Genomic DNA, 22,991 nt, shown 5'->3' on the forward strand with positions numbered 1-22,991 from the left:
GATGACGCCACCCGGCCGGCCTGCAGCATCGGCGCCTGACCTGCGGATCGAGGGGTGCACCGCGCTGGTCCACGGCGTCGGCGGTGATGAGGGGCCGGATGGCATCGGATTCGTCGAGGGCGTCGACATCGACGTCGTCGACGGGGTCATCTCGCGTGTCGGACCCGCCGCCGAGCGCCACGAGCGCCTGACCGGCCAGCCCAGCGACACGCTGGCGCCGCGCGAGATGCTCGACGGGCGCGGGTTGCTCGCCGTCCCCGGGCTGGTCAACTGCCACACGCACGCGGCCATGGTGCTGTTCCGGGGATCGGCGGAAGACGTCGACGTCCACACGTGGTTCAACGAGCGCATCTGGCCGATGGAGTCGAACCTCACCGAGCGCGACGTGGAGCTGGGTGCCCTGCTCGCCTGCGCGGAGATGCTCCTCGGGGGGACGACGACGTTCGCCGATCACTACTTCCACATGGATGCTGTCGCTCGCGCCGTCGAGGTCAGCGGCATCCGCGCGGACCTCGGCTGGGCCTGCTTCTCTTCCGACGGCGCTGCGGGCCGCGAGCGCGGGCTCGACTTCGCCCTCCGTCAGCGCGACGCCGCGGGCGGCCGGATCACCACCAGCCTGGCGCCGCACGCGCCGTACACGGTGACGGAGCCGGACCTCGCCGCCATTGCCCAGATGGCCCGCGAGCACGGCCTTCCGGTGCACCTGCACGCCGCCGAGACGCTGGAGCAGACGCACGCGAGCCTCGAACGGATCGGCGCCACCCCGGTGCAGGTGCTGGAACGCACCGGGCTGCTCGACGTCGAGGTGCTCATCGCGCACGGCACCGGCATCGTCGAGGCTGACCTGCCGCTCTTGGGGCGGGCCGCTGAACGGGGCCTGGCTGGGGTGGCCTCGAGCCCGCGCTTCTACCTCAAGGCTGCCCACTCCACGACGCCGATCCGCGCTCTGGCCAGCGCTGGCGTACCCGTGGGGCTGGCCACCGACGGTGCCGCGAGCAACGGCGACCTCGACCTGTGGGCCAGTCTGGAGGTCACCTCCCTGGTGCAGAAGTCGCTCGGCGGCGAGGCTGATCCGACCTGGATGACGAGCCGCCAGGTGCTGCACCACGCGACCACCCAGAGCGCGCAGGCGCTGCACCTGGCGGCCGCCTCGGCCGACGGGGCGCGCAGCGATGTGGCCGTGGGGCGGTTGGCCACCGGATACCGCGCGGACGTCGCGCTGCTGGACCTGTCGGCTCCGCACCTGCAGCCCGTGCACGACCTCGCCGCGACCCTCGTCCACGCCGCCCGCCCCGGCGACGTCCGGCACGTGATCGTGGACGGGCGAGTGGTGGTGCGAGACCGGCGCCTGATCAGCATCGACGTTCCCGCCGTGCTGGCTGAGCTGCGGCCCCGGCTCGCGGAGCTGACGCGGCGTGACGGCGGACGCATCCAGACCTACGAGCCCTGACCTGCGTCCCGGCGGCAGCAACCAGCAAGCGCGGTCTCCGTCGTCGTCCCCCTCGCCCCCACACACCCCAACGCACTTTCCGCGGCAAGTGCGCCATGGACGGGGGCCACAGCGCACTTGCCGCGGAAAGTGCGGGAAAGGGAGAGCGGGTCAGGCGACGCGGGCCAGGCCCTTCGAGCTGCGGGCGATGCTCACGTGCACCCGACCGCGGACGTCGGAGCGCGACAGCACGGTGGCCAGGTCACGGCTGACCTCGACCACGGCAGCGTCCAGCTCGACCAGGTCGACCTCGGGGTCGGCCACGACGTTCATCTCGGCGATGAGCTGCCCGCGCTCGGAGACCATCCGCCCGCTCGCCGAGCGCACACCAGGCACCTCGGCGATCACCTGGGCGGCTACCGCGACGGCGGCGTCCCCGTCCAGCGCGAGCGCACCGGCGGCGGAGGAGCCGGGCAGCCGCAGCGCGTCCGCCCCGCGGTGGGGGATGTGCGCGAGCAGCCACCACAGCCCCAGCAGCCCGAGGACGACGGCGCCCGCGGCGGTCGCGTACGCCCACCAGGGCTGGCCCGCGGCGTCCGTGACCGGGCCGGTGGAGATCTGCTGCGGCACGCTCGATGCCGGGAGGCCGACGTCGTCGAGCAGGTTCAGTGCCCAGGCGCCGGTCGCGGCGCCCCCGACGACGAGGACCAGCCCCAGCACGAAGACGACCAGGCGGTCGAATCCGGCGACCGTGCGGCTCATCGGGTTCCCTCCTTGGCTGTGGTCTTGGTGGTGGTGCTGACGCGGGGTGCGCTGACGAGCGCGGACAGGGCCCGCGCGACGTCGCCCTGCACGGCGTCGGCCGTGGCGGAGTCACCGGTGGTGACGACCTCGACGCTGACCTTGCGGCGGGTGGCGGTGACGGAGGCGTCGAGCACCCCGTCGACCTGGCGGGCGGCGCCGGCGGCCAGCCGGGCGACGTCGCGGGTGGTGAGGTGCGCGCCGAGGTCACCGCGCAGCACGAGAGCCTTGCGCGTGCGACGCGAGAAGGCGGTGAGCAGCAGCACCAGACCGAGCAGGACGGCGACGACGGCGGGCACGGCCAGCGCCGTCGAGGGCGCCAGCCCGTTCAGGCCGGAGATCGCCGATCCCAGCCAGGTGTTCTGGCCGCCGCCGAGGCGGGTCCAGGCGTCCTGACCGAGGACGACGGCGACGCCGATCAGCAGCACGGCGAGCAGCGGGCCGAGCCAGCCGATCCGGCCGGCGCCCGTGGGCAGCGGTGCGGGGCGCAGCGGCCCCTCCGCCCGGCTTGCCACCTGGGTGGGGCTGGGCTGCGACGTGGTGGGTGTGGTCGTCGTGGTGGTCACTGGACCCTCCTCAGGCCCGCAGTGCGCTGGGCGCGCACGACGCTGGAGACGGTGACGGTGACGGCGTCAGTGGTGACGGCGGCGTACTCGGCCAGGCGCGCCGCCACGTGCTCGCGCACCGCTGCGGCCACCTGGGCCGCCGAGTGCGGCCAGATGAGCGCGATCTCGACGGTGATGCGGGCCCGCTGGCCGGCCACCTGGGCTGCTGCGCGCGGCAGGGTGCGCCCGACGGCGCCCTGGAGCTGCTCGCCGATCTGCGATCCGAGGCCCGCGGCCTTCGACGCGGCGCGGCCCTGGGTGGGGGTCGCCACGCCGGGCACCTCCATGGCGGCGGCGCGGGCGATGGCGACGACCACACGCTCGGCCACCTGCAGGTGACCACGCTGGCCGGCCTCGGCGAGCTGGGTCGCCGCGGTGTCGGTGACCGGCCCGGCCGTCGGTTCGGATGGCGTCGTGGCTGGTCGGTCGGGTGTCTGGGTGAGGGTGCTCATGGTTCCTCCGCTCGCCTGGTTCCTCCGCTCAACGAGGGTCAGCCGCGTCCGCGGCGCCCGAGGGCGGACAGGACGTCGACGCGGCCCTCGACTTGGGCGCCGATGAGCCAGCCGATCGCGCCGAGCACGACGGCGAACACGAAGCCGGCGAAGCCTCCGTAGACACCGGCGATGGCGAGCAGGATTCCGGCCAGGGCGGCGGCCCAGGAAGCGGGGATGGTGCTGTTCACGGGTTTCCTCCGAGTCGGTCTGGGGTGACCGCGGCGGTGCGGTCAGGGTGGAGAACGGGCGGATCTGAGCGGTGCTGTCAGCGGTCCGTGCCGCGCTCCGCGCCGAGACCCGCCTCGCGGCTCACGGGCGGGGCGCGGGAGCCGCGAGGTCCTCGACGTGGACGTGGACCGGCTGCGGGGCAACGGCGGGACCGAGGGCCTCCACCGCGCGGTGCACGGCCTCGGCCGTGGCGCGGATATCGGCGGTGGTCTCGAGCACGAGGTGGACCGAGGTGCCGCCCTCGCGCAGGGCCACCCCCGCCACCCGGCGACCGGGCAGGAAGGTGGCGACTCCCCCCAGGGGACCGCTGTGGAGGGCGGCCACCCCGGGGACGGCCAGCACCGCGCCGGCGACGACGTCGACGGGTTCCAGGACGCGCCCCTCGAGGACGCTCCCTTGAGCGACGCCGTGGTCCTCCGCAGGGCTGGTCGGGCTCATCAGCAGCTCACTGGACGCGGGCGGGCTTGGTGGGGACGTCGGTCTCGTCGTCGTCCTCGGAGGGGATGTGGACGTCGTTGACGTCGATGTTGACCTCGGTGACCTCCAGGCCGGTCATGCGCTCCACGGAGCTGATGACGTTGCGGCGGACGCCGGCGGCGAGGTCGGCGATGGCGACGCCGTATTCGGCGATGAGGTCGATGTCGATGGCGGCCTGCTTTTCGCCGACCTCGACGGAGACGCCCTGGGAGTGGTTGGTGGTGGCGCCGGGGATGCGCTCGCGCAGGGCGCCGATGGCGCGGGCAGTGCCGCCGCCGAGGGCGAAGACGCCGTTGACCTCGCGGGTGGCGATGCCGGCGATCTTGGAGACGACGGTGTCGGCGATGGTGGTGGAGCCCTGGGTGCTGGCCAGGGAGCCCGTCAGCGCGCCCGACTTGGCGGAGGTCGCGACGGCGGTGCTGGGGTTCACGGTGGTCTGGGACATGGGTCCGTCCTCCTCGCTGCGGCCTGGTGGGCCGCTCCTCGATGTGATCTGTCGGATCTGTGCGCCGGCTCCGGGGGAGTGCCCGAAGTGCGCGACACAGGGTGAGAGTCAGGTGGTGCCGGATCGTCACGCTCGACTTTGTGTGACCTGAGTCACAGATCGCGGCGACCTCCGGATGAGCGTGCCCCAGTCGTTCGCATCGCGCACGACGAGTTCCGGTTGCCGCCTCCCGGGGGCGGTGATCTCCTGCCGGAGACGGTCCGCGCGGCGGACCACGGCCCCGAGGAGCTCGCGATTACCGCCGACGACGACGACCGCCCACCTGCGGGCAGCGAGGCGCACGGGGGGCACGGATCGTCATCTGTCGACGACGACGTCCTCGCCCGCCGCGCCCGCGTCGGCGACCGCGAGGCCTTCGCCCAGCTCGTCGACCGCCACGGCCCCGCCCTGCACCGCTACGCGTCGCGAATGCTCGACGACCCCAGCGAGACCGCCGACTGCCTGCAGGACGCCTTCGCCGACGCCTGGCGTGGCCTGCCCGGGTGGGAGGGGCGCGCCCAGGTGCGGACGTGGCTGTTCACGCTCGTCACCCACGCCGTCCGCCGCCACCAGAGCCGGCACCTGCGCAAGACGCCGAAACCCGTGGACGACGAGCAGCTACGCACGCGCGTGGGCGCCAGCACGAGCAGCGACCCGGCGCGCATCGTGGAGATGGAGGACTTCGTGCGCGCACTGGACGCCGCACTCGGCACACTGCCCGAGGGGCAGCGGTCGGCCTGGCTGCTGCGCGAGGTCGAGGGCCTCTCGTACGCGGAGATCGCGGAGATCAGCGCCGCAACCCCAGACGTCGTGCGCGGGCGCCTGTCGCGGGCCCGCGCGTCCCTCGAAGTGGCAATGGAGGACTGGCGATGACGGGCGAGGAGCGGCCTACCGAGCCCGTGGCCGGAGCGGACGGTGCTCCAGCGGCTCAGCCAGCTCCGGCGGCTGAGCCAGCTCCGGCTGCTCAGCCAGGTCCGGCGGCTGCCGGGCTGGGTGCTGAGCGCCTGGCCGCCGCGACAGCGGCCATGCGGCAGCACACCGACCGCGGCTGGGAGCAGGTCCGCGGCGACGTCATCGCCGCGGCGATGAGGGCTTTCCGCCCCTCCGCGCCGGTGCGCGGCGAGCACGGCCACGGGTCGTTCACCGTGGCGTCGGAGGTGGTGGTGGCCGCGGTGCGCCGCGCGCTGGACCCGCTTCCCGATGCCTCGGCCGACGCCGTCCGCCTCTCCACCGACGACGACGACCGGCTCGAGCGCATCGTCGTCGCCGTCGTCGCCGCCTACGGATCGCCGCTGCTCGCCGTGGCCGACGAAGTGCGCGCCCGCACCGCGGCCGTCCTGGAGCGGCTGCTGGGGCCGGAGGCGCTTCGTGCCCCTGACGGGTCCGGCGTCGAATCCGTGGTGGAGGTCGACGTGCACATCGGCGGGGTGGAGGTCGACCCGCGCCGCCTGTGATCCCCGCCTCGTTCACCCGGTGGGCGGGGTGCTGGCAGGGTGTCGCGCGTGAGCACGCCTGGGAGCACCGCTGAGCAGCCGCTGGTCGGCGTCGTCATGGGATCCGACTCCGACTGGCCGGTGATGAGCGCCGCCGCGGAGGCACTCGCCGAGTTCGGCGTGCCCCACGAGGTCGACGTCGTCTCCGCCCACCGCATGCCCGCCGAGATGATCGCCTACGGACAGGAGGCCGCCGGACGCGGACTGCGCGTGATCATTGCCGGAGCGGGCGGTGCCGCGCACCTGCCGGGCATGCTCGCTTCCGTCACGCCGCTGCCGGTCATCGGCGTGCCGGTGCCGCTGAAGCACCTCGACGGCATGGACTCGCTGCTGTCCATCGTGCAGATGCCCGCGGGCGTGCCCGTGGCCACCGTGAGCATCGGCGGCGCGCGCAACGCGGGGCTCCTCGCCGTCAGGGTGCTCGCGGCGGGGGAGGGGGCGCTCGCTGAGCGGCTCCGCGCTGCCATGACGGCGTTCCAGGGAGAGCTGCGCGACGTCGCCCACGCCAAGGGCGCCCGCCTGCGGGAGCAGCGCACCTCCTGACCGCGTCACAGCGTCACAGCGTCACAGCGTGACCGTGGACCGGCCGACGGACGGGCGTTCCGTGCAGGGGCCTCCCAGTCGAGATCGAGGTGATCTCCAGCTGGTGTACCGACGCTGCGACCATGTCCTCGAGCGGCCTGGCGCCCATTTCCCGCACCCAGCCCCGCTCCGGCGCTGACCGATGACCCTGTCGTATTCGCCGTCGACGCCGCCGCCGGCCGAGTTGCCCGCCCCCGTGCCTGACCGCACGTCCCGCAGAGAGTTCTGGCGGGGGCGCGAGCAGGACCCGGCGTGGGCCCGGCCGGCCCTCGTCGTCCTCCTCGTGGGCACCGCGGTGCTGTACCTCTGGAACCTCAGCGCCTCAGGCTGGGGCAACGCGTTCTACGCGGCGGCAGCGCAGGCCGGGTCGGTGAGCTGGGAGGCGTTCCTCTTCGGCTCCTCGGACGCCGGGAACTCCATCACTGTCGACAAGCCCCCGGCCTCGATCTGGCTCATGGCGCTCTCGGTGCGCCTGTTCGGGCTGTCGAGCTGGTCCGTGCTCGTCCCGCAGGCGCTCATGGGCGTCGGCACCGTGTGGCTGCTCCACCACAGCGTTCGACGTGTGCTGGGCGCACCTGCCGCGCTCCTGGCGGGCCTCGCCCTGGCGGTGACGCCGGTGGCTGCTCTGATGTTCCGGTTCAACAACCCCGACGCCCTGCTCGTGCTGCTCATGACCGGTGGGGCCGTCGCGGTGCTGCGGGCCATGGAGGCGTCGCGGACGTCGACGCAGACGCGCTGGCTGCTGCTGGCAGGGGTGCTGGTGGGCCTGGGCTTCCTCACCAAGCAGTTGCAGGTGCTCCTCGTGGTGCCGGCGTTCGGCCTGACCTACCTGCTCTTCGGGCGACCCGCGCTGGGCCGGCGCGTGGCGCAGCTGGTGGCCGCTGGGGTCGCCGTCGTCGTCTCCGCGGGGTGGTGGGTGGCCCTGGTTCAGCTGTGGCCGGCGGGGTCACGGCCCTACATCGGTGGCTCGCAGGACAACGACTTCCTCGAGCTGACCTTCGGCTACAACGGTCTGGGACGGCTGACGGGCCGCGAGGTCGGCGCCGTAGGCACCACCGTGGGCCCCGGCGGTGTCGGCCACTGGGGCGAGACCGGACTGCTCCGCCTCGTCGGTTCGCAGTTCGGCGGTCAGATCGCGTGGCTGGTGCCGGCGGCCTTCGTGCTGGGTGCCACGGCCCTGTGGCTGCTGCGCCGGGCCGAGCGCACCTCGGTGCTGCGGGCGGCACTGGTGCTGTGGGTGACCTGGCTGCTGACCACCGCTGTGGTGTTCAGCTTCATGTCGGGGATCTTCCACCCGTACTACACGGTCGCGCTGGCCCCCGCGATTGCCGCGATGGTGGCCATCGGAGCCCTGGTCACCTGGCAGGCCCGTGACAGATGGCTGGGGACGACGGCGCTTGCCGTCGCCACTGCGAGCACCGCCGTGTGGGCGTTCGTGCTGCTGGAGCGCAGCAGTGACTACTACCCGGCGCTGAAGTGGCTGGTGCTGCTCGTCGGGCTGGGGGCCGCAGTGGGCTTCGTCGTCCTCAAGGCGTTCCCGGCGCTGCCGACCCTCGGGCGGACGGGGCTGTTGTCGGTGGTGGGCGCTGCGATCGTCGCCTCGCTGGCGGCGCCGACGGCGTACGCCGTGGACACCGCGGGGACTGCGCACACCGGTTCCCTGCCCAGCGCCGGTCCGGCGGCCGCGTCGGGGAGGGCCATGTTCGGGTGGGGTCCGGGGGGCTGGCCTGGCGGGCAAGGCGGCCCCGGCGGGCAGGGCTGGCCTGGCGGGCAAGGCGGGCAAGGCGGGCAAGGCGGGCAAGGCGGCGGCTGGCAAGGCGGCCCCGGCGGGCAGAGCTGGCCTGGCGGGCAAGGCGGGGGCTGGCAAGGCGGCCCCGGCGGGCAGGGCTGGCCTGGCTGGCAGGGCGGGGGCTGGCCCGGCGGGGGACGTCCGGGGGCAGCGGGCGGCCTGCTCGATGCGACGACGCCGAGCGCCGGGCTCACGTCTCTCCTGCTGGACGACGCCGACCGGTACCGCTGGGTTGCCGCCACCATCGGCTCGCAGAATGCGGCCGGCTACCAGCTCGCCACGCAGCGCCCGGTGATGCCCGTCGGTGGGTTCAACGGCACCGACCCGTCGCCGACGCTGGCCCAGTTCCAGCGGTACGTGAAGGACGGTGCCATCCACTACTTCATCGAGAGCGACACCGAGGAAGCAGCAGACGGCGAGGAGCCGGCCTCCGCGCAGATCCGTGCCTGGGTGGAGGAGAACTACACCCCACAGGAGGAGGGCGGGGTCACCATCTACGACCTCACCGCGCTTCCGGTGCAGGCTTCGGCGTCGAACACGTGGGACGGCACGACCGCCTGACCTCCCCCGCCCCCTCGTCCTACCGAGGCTCACTCAGGAGGTGGCGCTGGTCGCCGATCCGGTGGCCTCGGCGGCGGCGATCGCCTTGATGGACTCGGTGTCGTCGTCCTTGATGGCCTGGAACACCTGGTTCGCCTTCTCCTCGTCCCAGTCGACGACGAGTCCGGCCTTGGTCCGGCGGTTGTCGCTCGCGATCGGCACGTTCAGCGACACCGCCTGACCGCCGGCCACGGCGCGCACACCCATGACGAAGCCGAAGAGGTCCGCAGGGCCGAAGCCGTCGTTCACTGACAGCGCCGCGCCGCCCGCGGAGGCCAGCGGGAACGCGCGCGTCGGGTTGAGCAGCACCGCGGGGGAAGCTGCCTCGTGCGCCACCGCCCCGATGATCGCGCGCTGGCGCTGGGCGCGGCCCAGGTCGCCGTTGACGTCGAGGTCGCGGCTGCGGGCGTAGCCGAGCGCCGTCGCCCCGCTCATCGTCTGGCAGCCGGCGGGGATGTCGAGCCCGGCCTTCGGGTCCTTCATGGCCTTCTCGGGGCACATCTCGACGCCGCCGACGGCGTCGACGAGGTTCGCGAACCCGCCCAGCCCCGTCTCCACGTACCCGTCGATGTGGATGCCGGTGGCGCCCTCCACGGTCTCCACCAGCAGCGACGGCCCGCCAAACGCGTACGCCGCGTTGATCTTGTTGGAGCCGTGGTCGGGGATCTTCACGTAGCTGTCGCGCGGGATGCTCAGCAGCACCGTCGGCCCGCCGCCGGAGGGGCGGTGCAGCAGCATGATCGTGTCGGTGCGCTTGCCCTCGACGTCGGTGCCGGTGGACAGCTCCACCATCTGGTCGCGCGTGAGGCCCTCGCGGCTGTCGGAGCCGACCAGCAGGATCGTTTGGCCGGGCGTCGCCGCCACGGACGAGTCCGGCATCGCCCCGATCCGCTGCACCGACGTGTACGCCACGCCGCCCAGCGCCAGCGGGTACCCGACCAGAGCTAGGAGCAGGACGACGACGGTGCGCCCGGGCCTGCGCCGCCGGCCCGCCGGGCGCGCCGATGGCGGGGGAGCCGCAGGCTGGGGCGGCTGACCGCCGCGGCCGCTGCCGCCACGTCCGCCGCCGCCGCGTCCGCCGTCGCCACCCGAGCCGCCACCGTCTTCCCGGTAGGCGCGCTCCCCGCGGTGGGGGCCCTTCCCCGACCGCTCCTGACCTGCGGGTTCACGCTGGCTCGGGGCGCCACGGCGCAGCGACGGCGACGACCTGTAGGTCGTCGCGGGGCCCCAGCGCGGTTCCTCAGCCACGTCGCGAGCGTAGGACGGCGGAGCCCGCGAAGGGCTGAGAATCGCCTGAAGCCTGGTCGCGCCGCAGGTCAGCGGCCCGTACGCACCTCAACGGCCGAGCCGAGGCGCCTCGATGAGCGGGCACGTATCCATGACGACGTCGAGCCCCGCAGCCGCCGCCCTGGCTGCAGCGTCGTCGTCGACCACGCCGAGCTGCAGCCACACCGCTCCCGCACCCACGGCGATGGCCTCGTCGACGATGGCGCCGGCGCGGCTGCTGTTGACGAAGACGTCGACGACGTCGATGCGACCGGGCACCTCCGCGAGCGTGCGGTAGCCGCGGGCGCCGTGCACCTCTTCGGCGCGGGGATGCACCGGCACGATCGGGTGGCCCATGAGCTGCAGCCCCGCCGCCACGCGGTACGCCGCGCGAGCGGTGTTCTGTGACAGCCCGACCACCGCCCAGCGCCCGGGCGCCGTGAGGAGCCGCGCGATGACCTCGGGATCGTTGCGGTGGGTCACCCTGTGACGGTAGTCAGCTGGCGGGGACGGAGCGCGGCGCCGGCACCGTGCGACGCACGGGGGCGCCCGTGGCGGGCTGCGTCATCGGGCCGACCGGCGGCACCACCGGCGCCAGCGGCGCGGACGCGGCGGCGCTCGTCGTCGTCGTCGATCGAGAGGAAAGGGCGGCCCGTGCGGCGGCGGCCTGCGCCTCGGCCAGCTGGGCGGCCAGGGTGGCTTCGGCGGCGGCGCGTGCGGCGGCCTCGTCGAGGGCCAGGCGGCGGCTCAGCACGGTGACCTGGCGCTGCAGGTCACGCGTGCGCAGGTAGGAGCTGACCATGAACCCGAGGAACGCGACGATCGTCGCGTAGAGCAGCAGGTCGGTGCCGCGCCCGACGCCGAGCACGCCCGCAGCCGACTGCCAGGTCTGGGGGAAGAGCAGCGAGGCGATCGCCAGCGCCACGAAGCCCAGCACGCCGACCCGGCGTATCGCCTGGTGGCGCGCTGTCGAGTGCCCGCGCACGAAGAGGAGCGCCACGACACCGATCCCGACCATCAGCAGGGCCTTGATGAGCACGCTCTCCACCTCGCCATCGTGCAACGCCGTCAGTACCCAGCGTGGCCGTTCCGCATACTCAGAGCAACGACGACACCCGGAAGGGTGCTGACAGTGCCTTCGGGTTCACGGGGACGTCACTTGAAGATGAGCTCGGTGACGATGTTCACCGAGTTCAGCACCGACTGCCCCTTCTTCACCGAGTAGTCGGTGTAGAGGATCTCCACGGGGTGCTCCACCCAGCGCCAGCCGCCGGAGCCGATCTGCTCGACGATCTCGCTGGCGTGCGCCATCCGGTTCTGCGTGATGTCCAGCGACGACGCCACCGCGCGCGTCATCGCCCGCAGCCCGTTGTGCGCGTCGGTCATCTTCACGCCCGTGGTGGCGTTGGAGTAGACGACGCCGGCGCGCAGCACCGCCCGCTTGAGTGCCCCGACGCGGGTGCGCTGATCGAGGAAGCGGCTGCCGATGACGACGTCGGCCTCACCGGAGCGCAGCCGCTCGACCATGGCCAGCGCGTCGGCCACCTGGTGCTGGCCGTCGGCGTCGAACGTCACCACGTACCGGGTGCCGGGATCGGCGAGAGCCCAGTCGATGCCCGTCTGCAGCGCGGCGCCCTGCCCGAGGTTCACCGGGTGGCGCACCACGCGTGCACCGGCGCGCTCGGCGACCTCGCCGCTGCCGTCGCGGCTGGCGTCGTCCACGCAGACGACGTGCGCGAAGCTTCGCCGCAGCCCCGAGATGACGTCACCGACCACGGCCGCCTCGTTGTAGAGCGGCACGACCACCCAGGCGTCCTCTACCAGCACGACGACGACGGTACGTGCGCCCGGCCCTGCGCCGCTGGCGTTCGCGGCGTCTCACCGGCTCGGGGCCTGCGCATCGTGGGAGGGTGGCCGGGTGACAGGGAGGGGGACGACGACGGCGACGAGCGTGCGCCGCGGGTCCAACCTGCCGCGCGTCGGTGACTACAACCAGGTCGTGGTGCTCGAGGCGATCCGCCGGCACACCTCCGGTCTGAGCCGGGTGGAGATCGCCGTCCTCACCGGCCTGTCGGCGCAGGCGGTCTCCAACATCTGCCGTCGTCTGCTGGAGCAGGGCCTCGTGGAGGAGGCCGGCAAGCAGGGCGGCGGCCCGGGCAAGCCGCGCACGCTGCTGCGCCTGGCGCCGCAGGGCCGGTACGCGGTGGGGGTTCACCTCGACCCGGCGGTCGCGACCGTCGTCGTCCTCGACCTCCTCGGGCACGTGGTGGCGCGGCGCGACCACCCGCTGCGTCCGGGCGCCGGTCCGGGGCAGGTGCTGGCCGACATCGCCGGCGACGTCGACGCCGTCATCGCCGAGTCCGGCGTCGACCGTGAGCGCATCGTGGGGCTGGGCGTGGCCGCGCCGGGACCTGTCGACAGCGCCTCCGGGGCCGTGGTGAACCCGCCGAACCTGCCGGGGTGGAGCCGTGTGAACGTGCGCGACCTGCTGGCTGAAGCAACGGGACTGCCCGTGGTGCTCGACAAGGACGTCGTCGCGGCGGCCGTGGGCGAAGTGTGGGCCGGCGGCGTCGGTGGTACCGGCAGCGCGGTGTTCTTCTACCTCGGCACCGGTGTCGGTGCGGGTCTGGTGCTGCGCGGGGAGGTGTACCGCGGGGCGTCGGGCAACTCCGGCGAGGTCGGGCACCTGGTCACCGGGCGCGGCGGCGCGGAGTGCCCGTGCGGGCTGGCGGGGTGCCTGGGGGAGTCGAGCGGGCCGCTGCACCTCGTGCGCGAAGCCGAGCGGCTCGGCGTGGGCCGGTGGGACCTCGATGCCGGTGATCCCTCCGACGAGTCGGCCGCTGAGCCGGCCACCGCGGCAGAGCACCGCGCGTCGGTGGCCTCGGCGTTCGTCGAGGTGTGCTCGCTGGCTGACGCAGGGCACCCAGCGGCGTCAGAGCTCCTGGAGGATCTCGCCTGCCGGATGGCCAAGGCCGCCATCGACGTGGTGGACATGCTCGACGTCGAGCGCGTCGTGTTCGGTGGGCCGCTGTGGTCACCGCTGCGGCGCACGTTCCTACGCGTGGTCCCGCCGCTGGTGGCCGCAGGCGCTGTGGCGCGGGCGATCCACCCGGTGGAAGTACGGGGCACGCTCGTCGGAGACGACGTCGCCGCGGTGGGCGCGGGATGCCTCGTGCTGGAGGACTCGTTCAGCCCCCGATCGGCGACCCTGCTGCTGGAGCACTGAGCCCCGGTCGGCCCCGGTTCCACCGGCGTGCAGATCTTGGCGATCGATCGGGACTTCCCGCCTCAAGGCCCGACCGATTGCCAAGATCTGCACGACCCTCGGAGCCCAGGGGGCGCTCAGAGGGCCCGGCGCAGCCGCCAGGGGATCCGCATCGGGTCGAACGTGTCATCCCAGGTGAACCGCTCGATGTCGGCGCCGTCGGCCAGCAGGTCGCTGGCCTTGTCCCGGTCTCGGTAGGCGGCGCCGGGACTTCCATGCGGACCTCGGCCGTCAGCCTCGATGTAGAGGGGGCCTCGTTCGGGGCGCCGCCGGCGGTGGCGGTCGATGGTCATGTCGGGGCGGGCGTAGACCCGGCCCGAGGAGTCACGGAGGCGCTGCTGAAGTGCGTTCGGCGCCAGGTGGCCGTCGATCATCCGCGATCGGACGCGGCTCTCCAGCGGCGTCTCGGCGTCAGGGTTTGCCAGCTCCCACAGGTCATCGACCTGACGCCACCCGTTGCTGCCCCTGGCCCGCTCCCGAGCCGTCGCCAGGTCGGACCGCCGCACCCGGCGTCGCAGCGCCCCGTCGAGAACGGCCAGCCCGCTCGGCCGGTCCAGAGTGGGCAGCAGGTCCGCGAGTGTCCGCACCATCGATGTTGTGCGTAGACCCCATGGCGACACGACGTCGTGGGTGGTGAGTGGGCGTACGAGCACACGCAGTCCTGGGCGGGCCCGCAGCTCCTTGCCGGGCGGGACGATCACAGTGACGCCGTCGCAGCGCGGCACGCCGACCAGGCCCCACTCCACCGCAGCACTGTCGAAGCCGAGCGCCGCATGGGGCAGGACGAGCGCGGCGGCTTGGTTCCAGGCGCGCATGAGGTCCTGGGAGGCGTCGGGGCCCGTCTGCACCGCAACCATGCGTGTGCCCTGCAGGGGCGTGCGCCAACCGTCGCGGCGTCCGATGTCGTGGATGCGCGTCCGGTTCAGCCCCGCAGCCAGGAGTTGGCCGGTGGTGAGCACGCCTCGCTGAGAGAGGGCGAGCCCCGCCAGGTGCTGGGGGAGCGAGGGGTCCAGGAGCAGTTCCATGCGCCGCAGGCTGGTTGCCGCGGCCGCCGGCGCGTCGTCGTCGTCCTGATAGCTGTGGACGAACGCCATCGGGGGGGACCCTGTGGGCGGACGACACGCAGATCTTGGCGATCCGTCGGCTCAAAGCGCCGTGAAGTCCGACTGATCGCCAAGATCTGTCACGTCTGCTGGGCCGCTCCGGCGCGCGAGGCGCAGCGGTGCGCGTCTGCCGGAAAGGGAACCTCCGCCGGGCGCGGAGGGCACTCTCGAGTGAGGGCGAGCGCGGTGTCTTCGGTCGAGGTGAAGCCCGGTGAACAGGTGCTGGTGCGCTCGATCACCTACCGGGTGGTCGGAGTTTGATCACGGAAACGTCACGGGCTCGGAGAACCCTTGACAGGGGTATCTCCATTTGATGTAGAAACTTTCCAGTGACGAGTCGCCGGTGACTCGTCGAGTGAGCGAAGGGGCCACCCCAATGCAGCGCAGGCGCATCGCAGGCATCGCCGCGGCAGCCGTCACCCTCAGCCTGGCGATGACCGCGTGCGGTTCGTCCGGGGGCAGTGGCGACGGCGGCGGCAACGACAAGACCGTCACCGTCGTCTACCAGAAGACGTCGAGCTTCACGCAGCTCGACAGCGTTCTCACCAAGGCCAAGGGCGAGTACGAGGCCGCTCACCCGGGCATGACGGTGGAGCTGAAGCCCGTCGAGTCTGAGGCCGACCAGTACTTCACCAAGCTCGCGCTGATGAACAAGTCCAAGGACACCGCCCCCGACGTCATCTACGAGGACAGCTTCCAGGTCCGCTCCGACGCCGCCGCCGGCTACCTCGCCCCCCTGGACGAGCAGCTCAAGGGCTGGAGCGACTGGAGCCAGTTCGACGACACCGCCAAGCAGGCCGGCCTCGGCGACGACGGCAAGACCTACGGCGTGAGCCTGGGCACCGACACCCGCGCCCTCTACTTCAACAAGACCCTCTTCGCGCAGGCCGGACTCCCGACGGACTGGAAGCCGAAGACCTGGGACGACATCCTCACCGCTGCCCGCGCCATCAAGGCGAAGGTGCCCGGCGTCATCCCGCTCAACATCTACGGCTCCAAGGCCGGTGGCGAGCAGACGTCGATGCAGGGCTTCGAGATGCTCATGTACGGCACGAAGGACCCGCTGTACGACACCGACAGCAAGAAGTGGCTGACCGGATCGAAGGGGTTCACGGACTCCCTGGGCTTCTACCAGACGGTGTTCTCCGAGGGCCTCGGCCCGAGCCAGGACGTCGCCCTCGACCCGACCCTGGGCAGTCAGGTCTCCACCACGCTCATCCCGCAGGGCAAGATCGCCATGGCGATCGACGGCTCGTGGCTGCCCGGTCAGTGGCTCAAGGGCGACAACGCCTGGCCGCAGTGGCAGGAGACCATGGGCTACGCGCCCATGCCGACGCAGGACGGCTCCGCCCCCGGCGCCACCTCGATGTCCGGCGGCTGGCTGCTGTCCGTGGGTGCCAACGCTCCTGACAAGAAGGCCGCGTTCGACTTCGTCTCCACGGCGCTCAGCAAGGAGAACGCTCTCAAGTACGGCACCGAGGCCTCCCAGATCGCCGTCCGCAAGGACGTCGCCACGGACCCGGCGTACCTGGGCTACAACCCCTCGTTCGAGTTCTTCTCCTCGCTGGTGCCCGTGACGCACTTCCGCCCGGCCACGCCTGACTACTCGCAGATCTCCAGCAACATCCAGGTCGCCGTGGAGTCCGTCGTCACCGGAAGCTCCAGCCCCGCCGACGCCGCCAAGGCGTACGACGAGGCACTGACCGGCATCGTCGGCGAAGACAAGACCCAGGCCGCGAGCTGACCATGTCCACCCTCGAGCTCGACAGCTCGGCGTCCCGGGGGAGCAGCGTTCCGCTGCGCCCCCGGGGCAAGGGCAAGGACGCCGCCCGCACCGCCGGGCGCCTCCTGCCGCTGACGCCGGCGATCGCCCTCATGGGCGTCTTCCTGGCCGGCCCCATCGGCTACGCGCTCTACGGGTCGCTCACCAACGCGACGCTGTCGGGCTACCGGGCCGTCAACCCCGACTTCGTCGGCATCGACAACTACACGCGCCTGCTCACGAGCTCCGGCTTCTGGGAGTCGGCGCTCCTGACGCTCGTGTTCGTGGTCACCTCCGCGGTGATCGGCCAGAACGCGCTCGGCATGTTCCTCGCCGTGCTCATCGAGAAGGCGCCCAAGCCGGTCGCCAATCTCGTCGGGGCCCTCGTGGTCGGCGCGTGGGTGATGCCGGAGATCGTTGCCGCGTTCGCGCTGTACGCCTTCTTCTCCACCAACGGCACGCTCAACAAGCTGCTGCTGTTCTTCGGCGCCGACAGCGTCACGTGGCTCATCAGCTTCCCGCTGCTGGCCGTGATCCTCGCCAACATCTGGCGCGGCACCGCGTTCTCGATGATGGTCTACGGCGCGGCGCTGGCCGAGGTGCCGCCGGAGATCGACGAGGCCGCGCAGATCGACGGCGCCAACCCGGTGCAGCGGTTCTTCCGCATCACCCTGCCGATGGTCCGCCGGGCCATCGCCACCAACATGATGCTCGTCACGCTGCAGACGCTCGGCGTCTTCACCCTGATCTGGGTGATGACCGCGGGCGGCCCCGGCACCAAGAGCACCACGCTCCCGCTGCTGGCGTTCCAGCAGGCGTTCAAGCTCTCCCAGGTCGGCTACGGCACGGCCATCGCCACCGTCACGCTCATGGTCGGCGCGATCTTCGCGGTGGTCTACGTGAAGGTCCTCAAGCCGGAGGTGGACTGATGACCGTCCCGACCGCAGGCCGTGCCAGCAGCGCCAGCAACGCCAGCGCCAGCAACGCCAGCGCCAGCAACACGAACGGCGCCGCCCCCGCCGTCGTCGTCCCCTCCGGTCCGGCGGCCGCCCAGCCGCCGCTCCCGGCCGGCGTGCCCGGCCGCCCGAGTCGGCCCAGCCAGCCCGCCCGCAAGCGCCGTCGTGACGCGATGGCTCTGGCCTCCCCGCGCAAGACCGGCACGGCGATCGCGGCCAGCATCGCGCTCGCCGTGGTGGGCGTGGCGTTCTTCGTGCCGCTGGCGTGGATCGTGCTGGCGTCGGTCGACCCGGCGGCCACGGTCGCCGTCGGCATCCCCGGCAGCTTCACGCTCGACAACTTCACCACCGTCCTCACGCCGGACCTGACGTTCGTCCCGCTGTGGAACTCCCTGGTGGTCTCCGGGGGCACGGCGGTGGTGACGGTGCTCGTCGCGACGCTCGCCGCGTACCCGCTGAGCCGCTACCAGATGCGGTGGAACAAGTCGTTCCTCTACACGGTGCTGTTTGCCAGCTGCCTGCCCATCACCGCGGTGATGGTGCCGGTGTACGCGCTGTTCGTGGCCCTGGGCCTGCTCGACTCGCTGCCCGGCACGGTGATGTTCCTCGCCGCGACCAGCCTGCCGATGGCGATCTGGATGATGAAGAACTTCGTCGACAGTGTGCCGATCTCCCTGGAGGAGGCGGCGTGGATGGACGGCGCCAGCGCGATGCAGGCCCTGTTCCGCGTGGTGGTGCCGCTGATGCGCCCCGGCCTCGCGGTGGTCTTCATCTTCGTGTTCACCCAGGCGTGGGGGAACTTCTTCGTGCCGTTCGTGCTGCTGCTCGACCCGGACAAGCAGCCCGCCGCGGTGAGCATCTACAACTTCTTCGGCGTCAACGGCGCCATCGCCTACGGGCAGCTGGCCGCCTTCTCCGTGCTGTACACCCTGCCCGTGCTGTTCCTGTACCTGCTGGTGCAGCGCCTGTCCGGGGGCTTCGCCCTCGCCGGCGGCGTCAAGGGCTGACCCGCCCCCCTGAACCGCGCACGGCCGGCTGATGCCCCCCAGCGGCCGGCCGTGCGCGCCCCACCTCAGACTCTCCCCCGTAGGAAGGCACCACCGTGCACGACGACTCCCCCCTCGTGGAGATGCGGGTCGAGCGCTTCGTCAGGGAGCGTCTCGTCCCCGCCCTCCACCGGCGCCGCCACCCGCTGACCGTCACCCGCTGGGAGGCACCCGGCGAGCCGGTGCCCTTCGCTGCGGCGAGCGCCCAGGCGTTCACGCCGTTCGAGATCGGCCCGGCGGGCACGCCCTACGGCAAGCCGTGGGGCACCACGTGGTTCCGCCTCACCGGCGAGGTCCCGGCCGGCTTCGGTGACGACCCGGGTGTGCGCGTGGAGGTCGACGTCGACCTCGGCTACCTCGCCATCCAGCCCGGCTTCCAGTGCGAGGCCACCGCCTACCGCCCCGACGGCACCGTGGTGAAGGGCCTGCACCCCCGCAACCGCTACCTGCCACTGGCGCAGGTCACCACTGACGCCGCTACCACGAGCAAGACCACGACGACGACGGCGAGCGCGGTGTCCGTCGACGTCCTCCTGGAGGCCTCGTCCAACCCCGACGCGTCGGGCGCCGAGGGCGGCCACGACTGGTACTTCCAGCCGACCGCGGTGGGCTCGAAGGAGACCGCCGGTACCGACCCGGTGTACCGCATGCGCGCCGCCGACGTCGTCGAGCTGGATCTCGACGTGTACGAGCTCACCCGCGACGTGTGGACGCTGCGCGGCCTGCTCGCTCAGCTTCCGCAGGCCACGAGCCGGCGCGCCAGCGTGCTGCGCGCGCTGGAGGACATGGTCGACGCCGTCGACCCCGAGGACGTCTCCGGCACCGCCGCCGCCGGTCGCGCCGCCCTGGCGTCGGCACTGGCCGCCCAGGCAGACGCCACCGCGCACCGCACCGTGGCCGTGGGCCACGCGCACATCGACTCGGCGTGGCTGTGGCCGACCCGCGAGACCGCGCGCAAGTGCACCCGCACCTTCTCCAACGTGCTCAGCCTCATGGAGGAGGACGACGACTTCACGTTCGCCTGCTCCTCTGCCCAGCAGTACGCGTGGGTGCGCGACGCGCAGCCGGAGCTGTTCGAGCGCATCAAGAAGCGCGTCGCCGAGGGCCGCTTCGTGGCCGTGGGCGGCATGTGGGTGGAGTCCGACACCAACCTGCCCGGCGGTGAGGCCCTGGCCCGCCAGTTCGTGGCTGGCAAGCGCTTCTTCGCCGAGGAACTGGGCGTGGAGCCCCTCGACGTCTGGCTGCCCGACTCCTTCGGCTACACCGCCGCGATGCCGCAGATCGCGCGCCTGGCCGGCGCCCGCTGGTTCCTCACGCAGAAGCCGAGCTGGAACGAGACCAACCGCATCCCCCACCACACGTTCTGGTGGGAGGGCATCGACGGGTCGCGCATCTACACGCACTTCCCGCCGGCGGACAACTACAACTCCGAGGTCTCCGCGGAGGACCTGGCCCGCGCCGAGCGCCAGTACGCCGAGAAGGGCCGCGCCAACACCTCGCTGCTGCTGTTCGGCTACGGCGACGGCGGCGGCGGTCCCACCCGCGAGATGGTCGCCGCCACCAAGCGCGCCCGGAGCCTGGAGGGCTCCCCGCGCGTGGAGCTGGGCGACCCGCACCAGTTCTTCCGCGACGCCGAGGCCGAGTACCCCCAGCCCCCGGTGTGGAGCGGGGAGATGTACCTGGAGTTCCACCGCGGCACGTACACCTCGCAGGCGCGCACCAAGCGCGGCAACCGCCGCAGCGAGCACCTGCTGCGCGAGGCGGAGCTGTGGGCGACGGCCGCCGCGGTGAAGTCAGCCGAGCAGGGTGGCACCGGGGCTGGGTACGCCTACCCCTACGACGAGCTCGAGCGCATCTGGCACACCGTGCTGCTGCAGCAGTTCCACGACATCCTTCCCGGCACGTCCATCGCGTGGGTGCACCGCGAGGCCGAGGCCAACTACGCGCGGATCGCCGTCGAGCTGGAGTCGCTCATCGCCGAGGCGCTGGCGTTCCTGGCCGGCGACGGCGAGAGCGTGATCGCCTTCAACGCCGCTCCGCACGAGCGCGCCGGTGCGCCGGCCCTCGGCATGGCTCCTCTTTCCGACCGTGATCATGGGAAGTCGGCCACCTCGGGTGGCCAACTGTCCATGATCACCGCCGGGGGGATCGTGCTCGACAACGGGCTGGTCCGCGTCGTCATCGACGCCGACGGGCTGCTCGCCTCCGTGCGTGACCTCACCGCCGAGGGCGGCCGTGCTGCTGGAGGAGGCCGCGAGGTGCTGCCCCCGGGCACCCGCGGCGGCCTGCTGACGCTGCACCGCGACACCCCCACCCAGTGGGACGCCTGGGACGTCGACGTGCACTACCAGCGCCACACCACCGAGCTCACCGCCGCCGAGTCCGTGGAGCTGGTCGAGGACGGCTCTGTTGCTGGATCTGGTGCTGGAACCGGCGCGGGCGCTCGTGCTGCAGTGCGGGTGGTCCGCAGCTTCGGCTCCTCCCGCGTCGAGCAGCTCATCACCCTCGAGCCGGGCAGCTCGGTGGTCGGGTTCGAGCTGGACGTCGACTGGCACGAGAAGCAGAAGATGCTCAAGCTCGCGTTCCCCGTGGATGTCCACGCCGACCGTGCCGCCAGCGAGATCCAGTTCGGCCACGTCATGCGCGCCACCCACACCAACACCAGCTGGGACGCCGCCCGGTTCGAGACCTGCGCGCACCGCTGGGTGCACGTCGGCGAGGCCGGGTACGGCGCGGCCGTGGTCAACGACTCCACCTACGGCTACGACATCGGCCGTGCGACCCGTGAGGACGGCGGCACCACCACCACGGTGCGGATGTCGCTGCTGCGCGCGCCCGTCTACCCCGACCCGCAGGCCGACCAGGGCGAGCACCGCCTGCGCGCCGGCCTCGTGGTGGGGGCGGGCATCGCCGAGGCCGTCCGTGAGGGCTACCGCGCCAACCTGCCCGTCCGCGAGGTCACCGGCTCCGCCGAGGCTGCCTCTGCCGCCCCGGTGGTCAGCGTGCAGGCGCTCGCGGGCCTGGTCAGCGGCCATGAGGGCGTCGTCGTCGAGGCCGTGAAGCTCGCCGAAGACCGCAGCGGCGACGTCATCGTGAGGCTCTACGAGTCCCTGGGTGGGCGGGCGTCGGCGCGCGTCGTCGCCGGGTTCGCGCACGCTGGTGTGACCGAGGTCGACCTGCTGGAGCGGCCCGTCGAGGCGCCCCGTTCCTTGGTCGAGAGCGCCGAGGGCCAGGATGCTGACGTGCACCTGCGTCCCTTCCAGATCGTGACCCTGCGCTTCTCGCGGAGCGCCCGGTGAGCGGCCAGCAGCTTCCCGGCTGGCTCGGTCAGCCCACGCACCGCGCGTGGCTGGACGAGCACTGCCGTGACCTGCTCGCCTTCGGCCAGCTGTTCCCCGCCGAGGGCGGGGGAGCGGCGTGGCTGGACGAGGTCGGCGAGCCCGACCCCAGCCACGGCGTGCAGACGTGGATCACCGCGCGAATGGCGCACGTGTACTCCCTGGGTCACCTGCTGGGCGTGCCCGGCGCCGGAGCGCTGGCCGATGAGGCGCTCGCCGGCCTGTGGGACGCCGAGGACGGCGCCGACGGTGAGGCCCCGCTGCGCGACAGCGTGAACGGCGGCTGGTTCTCCAAGGTCGACTCCGGCGGCACGCCCGCCGAGGGCAAGGCCTGCTACGACCACGCCTTCGTCATCCTGGCCTCCTCCACCGCGACGGCCGCGGGTCGCCCCGGCGCCGCCGCGCTGTTCGACGAGGCGCTGTCCGTCTACGAGCAGCGCTTCTGGGACGAGGCAGCGGGCATGCCCGTCGACACCTGGGACACCGCGTTCACCACCCTGGACGACTACCGCGGCATCAACGGGGCCATGCACTCCGTGGAGGCGTGCCTGGCGGCCTCCGACGTGCTGGCGGATGTCTACGACGACGACGACGACGAGCGCGCCGCGCTGTGGCGCGCCCGTGCCCTGGGGATCCTGGCGAAGGTGGCCGACTGGTCGAGCGCCAACAGCTGGCGCGTGCCGGAGCACTTCGACAGCTCCTGGTCGGTGCAGCTGGAGTACAACGCCGACAAGAAGGCCGACCCGTTCAAGCCCTACGGCGCCACCATCGGCCACGGCCTGGAGTGGTCGCGGTTGCTGCTGCACGGAGACGCCACCGCCCGTGCCGCGGGCGAGGTGCCACCCGCCGACTTCGTCGGGGCCGCCAAGGCGCTGTTCGCGCAGGCCGTGGCGGACGGCTGGCACGTCGACGGGCGCCCCGGCTTCGTCTACACCACCGACTGGTCAGGCAAGCCCGTGGTGCGTGACCGGATGCACTGGGTGCCCGCGGAGGCGACCGCCGCCGCGGCAGCGCTGGCCATCGCGACCGGAGCGCCGACCTACGCCGCTCAGTACGCCCTGTGGTGGGACCACATCGCCGACGTCGTCCTCGATCACGAGGAAGGCTCCTGGCACCACCAGCTCGACGAGCGCAACCTTCCCAGCGGCACGGTCTGGCCCGGCAAGGCCGATCTGTACCACGCGGTGGGTGCCACCCTGGTGCCTCGGCTGCCGCTCGCGCCGTCGCAGGCCACAGCTGTGCGCCAGGGCCTGCTGCGCGGCTGACGCGCTCA

General features: G+C 72.6%; 22 protein-coding genes. 11 read left to right on the forward strand and 11 right to left on the reverse strand.

Annotated features, from left to right (window positions below; translation table 11 throughout):
* Window position 1: 1 nt before the first annotated feature.
* On the forward strand, window positions 2-1,450 hold the full coding sequence (locus tag BXY45_RS13695; RefSeq protein WP_109775065.1) for an amidohydrolase: 1,449 nt from the start codon (window positions 2-4) through the stop codon (window positions 1,448-1,450).
* 150 nt (window positions 1,451-1,600) lie between these two features.
* Here the strand turns inward: BXY45_RS13695 and BXY45_RS13700 are convergent, their stop codons facing one another.
* From BXY45_RS13700 to BXY45_RS13725, 6 genes are all read right to left on the reverse strand, one after another.
* Window positions 1,601-2,191 (reverse strand): hypothetical protein, encoded by a 591-nt coding sequence (locus tag BXY45_RS13700; RefSeq protein ID WP_109775066.1) that lies wholly within the window; start codon window positions 2,189-2,191, stop codon window positions 1,601-1,603.
* Entirely contained in the window at window positions 2,188-2,796 is a 609-nt protein-coding gene (locus tag BXY45_RS13705) for a DUF6286 domain-containing protein (protein WP_109775067.1), read from the reverse strand. Before BXY45_RS13705 ends, BXY45_RS13700 begins: the two co-directional genes overlap by 4 nt.
* A complete protein-coding gene (locus tag BXY45_RS13710) occupies window positions 2,793-3,287 on the reverse strand; it encodes an Asp23/Gls24 family envelope stress response protein (RefSeq protein WP_109775068.1) in 495 nt (164 codons plus the stop codon). The genes BXY45_RS13705 and BXY45_RS13710 overlap by 4 nt, the downstream gene beginning before the upstream one ends.
* A 38-nt stretch (window positions 3,288-3,325) precedes the next feature.
* The gene (locus BXY45_RS13715; RefSeq protein WP_245961816.1) at window positions 3,326-3,517 is read right to left on the reverse strand and encodes a DUF2273 domain-containing protein; all 192 of its coding nucleotides are present in this window, start codon (window positions 3,515-3,517) and stop codon (window positions 3,326-3,328) included.
* A gap of 121 nt (window positions 3,518-3,638) precedes the next feature.
* Window positions 3,639-3,995, reverse strand: a complete 357-nt coding sequence (locus tag BXY45_RS13720; RefSeq protein WP_211319564.1) for a hypothetical protein — start codon at window positions 3,993-3,995, stop codon at window positions 3,639-3,641.
* A 7-nt stretch (window positions 3,996-4,002) separates the two neighbouring features.
* Window positions 4,003-4,479, reverse strand: a complete 477-nt coding sequence (locus BXY45_RS13725) for an Asp23/Gls24 family envelope stress response protein (protein ID WP_109775069.1) — start codon at window positions 4,477-4,479, stop codon at window positions 4,003-4,005.
* Window positions 4,480-4,698: 219 nt separating this feature from the next.
* Between BXY45_RS13725 and BXY45_RS13730 the strand changes: the two genes are divergently transcribed.
* From BXY45_RS13730 to BXY45_RS13745, 4 genes are all read left to right on the forward strand, one after another.
* A complete protein-coding gene (locus BXY45_RS13730) occupies window positions 4,699-5,391 on the forward strand; it encodes an RNA polymerase sigma factor (protein WP_245961817.1) in 693 nt (230 codons plus the stop codon).
* Window positions 5,388-5,972 carry an Asp23/Gls24 family envelope stress response protein gene (locus BXY45_RS13735; RefSeq protein ID WP_109775070.1) on the forward strand — a complete coding sequence of 195 codons (585 nt, stop codon included), beginning with the start codon at window positions 5,388-5,390 and terminating at the stop codon, window positions 5,970-5,972. The genes BXY45_RS13730 and BXY45_RS13735 overlap by 4 nt, the downstream gene beginning before the upstream one ends.
* Before the next feature lie 96 nt (window positions 5,973-6,068).
* Entirely contained in the window at window positions 6,069-6,554 is a 486-nt protein-coding gene (purE, locus tag BXY45_RS13740; protein ID WP_109775119.1) for a 5-(carboxyamino)imidazole ribonucleotide mutase, read from the forward strand.
* Between the two features lie 235 nt (window positions 6,555-6,789).
* A complete protein-coding gene (locus BXY45_RS13745; RefSeq protein WP_211319565.1) occupies window positions 6,790-8,943 on the forward strand; it encodes an ArnT family glycosyltransferase in 2,154 nt (717 codons plus the stop codon).
* 33 nt (window positions 8,944-8,976) lie between these two features.
* Here BXY45_RS13745 and BXY45_RS13750 read toward each other — a convergent pair whose 3' ends face one another.
* The 4 genes from BXY45_RS13750 to BXY45_RS13765 form a co-directional block, all read right to left on the reverse strand.
* Entirely contained in the window at window positions 8,977-10,230 is a 1,254-nt protein-coding gene (locus BXY45_RS13750) for an LCP family protein (protein WP_211319566.1), read from the reverse strand.
* 87 nt (window positions 10,231-10,317) lie between these two features.
* Window positions 10,318-10,731 (reverse strand): CoA-binding protein, encoded by a 414-nt coding sequence (locus BXY45_RS13755; protein ID WP_109775072.1) that lies wholly within the window; start codon window positions 10,729-10,731, stop codon window positions 10,318-10,320.
* 13 nt (window positions 10,732-10,744) lie between these two features.
* A complete protein-coding gene (locus BXY45_RS13760; RefSeq protein ID WP_245961819.1) occupies window positions 10,745-11,296 on the reverse strand; it encodes a DUF2304 domain-containing protein in 552 nt (183 codons plus the stop codon).
* 107 nt (window positions 11,297-11,403) lie between these two features.
* Entirely contained in the window at window positions 11,404-12,075 is a 672-nt protein-coding gene (locus BXY45_RS13765) for a glycosyltransferase family 2 protein (RefSeq protein ID WP_245961820.1), read from the reverse strand.
* A gap of 91 nt (window positions 12,076-12,166) precedes the next feature.
* Here BXY45_RS13765 and BXY45_RS13770 point away from each other — a divergent pair, with 91 nt between their 5' ends.
* The gene (locus tag BXY45_RS13770; RefSeq protein WP_172601952.1) at window positions 12,167-13,474 is read left to right on the forward strand and encodes an ROK family transcriptional regulator; all 1,308 of its coding nucleotides are present in this window, start codon (window positions 12,167-12,169) and stop codon (window positions 13,472-13,474) included.
* Window positions 13,475-13,590: 116 nt separating this feature from the next.
* Here the strand turns inward: BXY45_RS13770 and BXY45_RS13775 are convergent, their stop codons facing one another.
* Window positions 13,591-14,607 carry a hypothetical protein gene (locus BXY45_RS13775; protein ID WP_109775074.1) on the reverse strand — a complete coding sequence of 339 codons (1,017 nt, stop codon included), beginning with the start codon at window positions 14,605-14,607 and terminating at the stop codon, window positions 13,591-13,593.
* Between the two features lie 385 nt (window positions 14,608-14,992).
* Here BXY45_RS13775 and BXY45_RS13780 point away from each other — a divergent pair, with 385 nt between their 5' ends.
* From BXY45_RS13780 to BXY45_RS13800, 5 genes are all read left to right on the forward strand, one after another.
* A complete protein-coding gene (locus BXY45_RS13780; RefSeq protein WP_109775075.1) occupies window positions 14,993-16,360 on the forward strand; it encodes an extracellular solute-binding protein in 1,368 nt (455 codons plus the stop codon).
* Between the two features lie 2 nt (window positions 16,361-16,362).
* A complete protein-coding gene (locus tag BXY45_RS13785; protein WP_109775076.1) occupies window positions 16,363-17,307 on the forward strand; it encodes a carbohydrate ABC transporter permease in 945 nt (314 codons plus the stop codon).
* A gap of 200 nt (window positions 17,308-17,507) precedes the next feature.
* Window positions 17,508-18,341: an ABC transporter permease subunit gene (locus tag BXY45_RS13790; protein ID WP_109775123.1), complete on the forward strand. Its 834-nt coding sequence runs from the start codon at window positions 17,508-17,510 to the stop codon at window positions 18,339-18,341.
* A gap of 95 nt (window positions 18,342-18,436) precedes the next feature.
* Window positions 18,437-21,679: an alpha-mannosidase gene (locus BXY45_RS13795; RefSeq protein WP_109775077.1), complete on the forward strand. Its 3,243-nt coding sequence runs from the start codon at window positions 18,437-18,439 to the stop codon at window positions 21,677-21,679.
* On the forward strand, window positions 21,676-22,983 hold the full coding sequence (locus tag BXY45_RS13800) for an AGE family epimerase/isomerase (RefSeq protein ID WP_109775078.1): 1,308 nt from the start codon (window positions 21,676-21,678) through the stop codon (window positions 22,981-22,983). The genes BXY45_RS13795 and BXY45_RS13800 overlap by 4 nt, the downstream gene beginning before the upstream one ends.
* Window positions 22,984-22,991: the final 8 nt, after the last annotated feature.

This window comes from Quadrisphaera granulorum (assembly GCF_003149145.1).
Taxonomy (GTDB): domain Bacteria; phylum Actinomycetota; class Actinomycetes; order Actinomycetales; family Quadrisphaeraceae; genus Quadrisphaera; species Quadrisphaera granulorum.

Excerpts from the sequence above, each read along its gene's own strand:
- BXY45_RS13735 (WP_109775070.1), top strand. The coding sequence starts at position 5,388 with ATGACGGGCGAGGAGCGGCCTACCGAGCCCGTGGCCGGAGCGGACGGT.
- BXY45_RS13700 (WP_109775066.1), bottom strand. The coding sequence starts at position 2,191 with ATGAGCCGCACGGTCGCCGGATTCGACCGCCTGGTCGTCTTCGTGCTG.
- BXY45_RS13710 (WP_109775068.1), bottom strand. The coding sequence starts at position 3,287 with ATGAGCACCCTCACCCAGACACCCGACCGACCAGCCACGACGCCATCC.
- BXY45_RS13695 (WP_109775065.1), top strand. The coding sequence starts at position 2 with ATGACGCCACCCGGCCGGCCTGCAGCATCGGCGCCTGACCTGCGGATC.
- BXY45_RS13775 (WP_109775074.1), bottom strand. The coding sequence starts at position 14,607 with ATGGCGTTCGTCCACAGCTATCAGGACGACGACGACGCGCCGGCGGCC.
- BXY45_RS13725 (WP_109775069.1), bottom strand. The coding sequence starts at position 4,479 with ATGTCCCAGACCACCGTGAACCCCAGCACCGCCGTCGCGACCTCCGCC.
- purE (WP_109775119.1), top strand. The coding sequence starts at position 6,069 with ATGGGATCCGACTCCGACTGGCCGGTGATGAGCGCCGCCGCGGAGGCA.
- BXY45_RS13785 (WP_109775076.1), top strand. The coding sequence starts at position 16,363 with ATGTCCACCCTCGAGCTCGACAGCTCGGCGTCCCGGGGGAGCAGCGTT.
- BXY45_RS13720 (WP_211319564.1), bottom strand. The coding sequence starts at position 3,995 with ATGAGCCCGACCAGCCCTGCGGAGGACCACGGCGTCGCTCAAGGGAGC.
- BXY45_RS13790 (WP_109775123.1), top strand. The coding sequence starts at position 17,508 with ATGGCTCTGGCCTCCCCGCGCAAGACCGGCACGGCGATCGCGGCCAGC.
- BXY45_RS13780 (WP_109775075.1), top strand. The coding sequence starts at position 14,993 with ATGCAGCGCAGGCGCATCGCAGGCATCGCCGCGGCAGCCGTCACCCTC.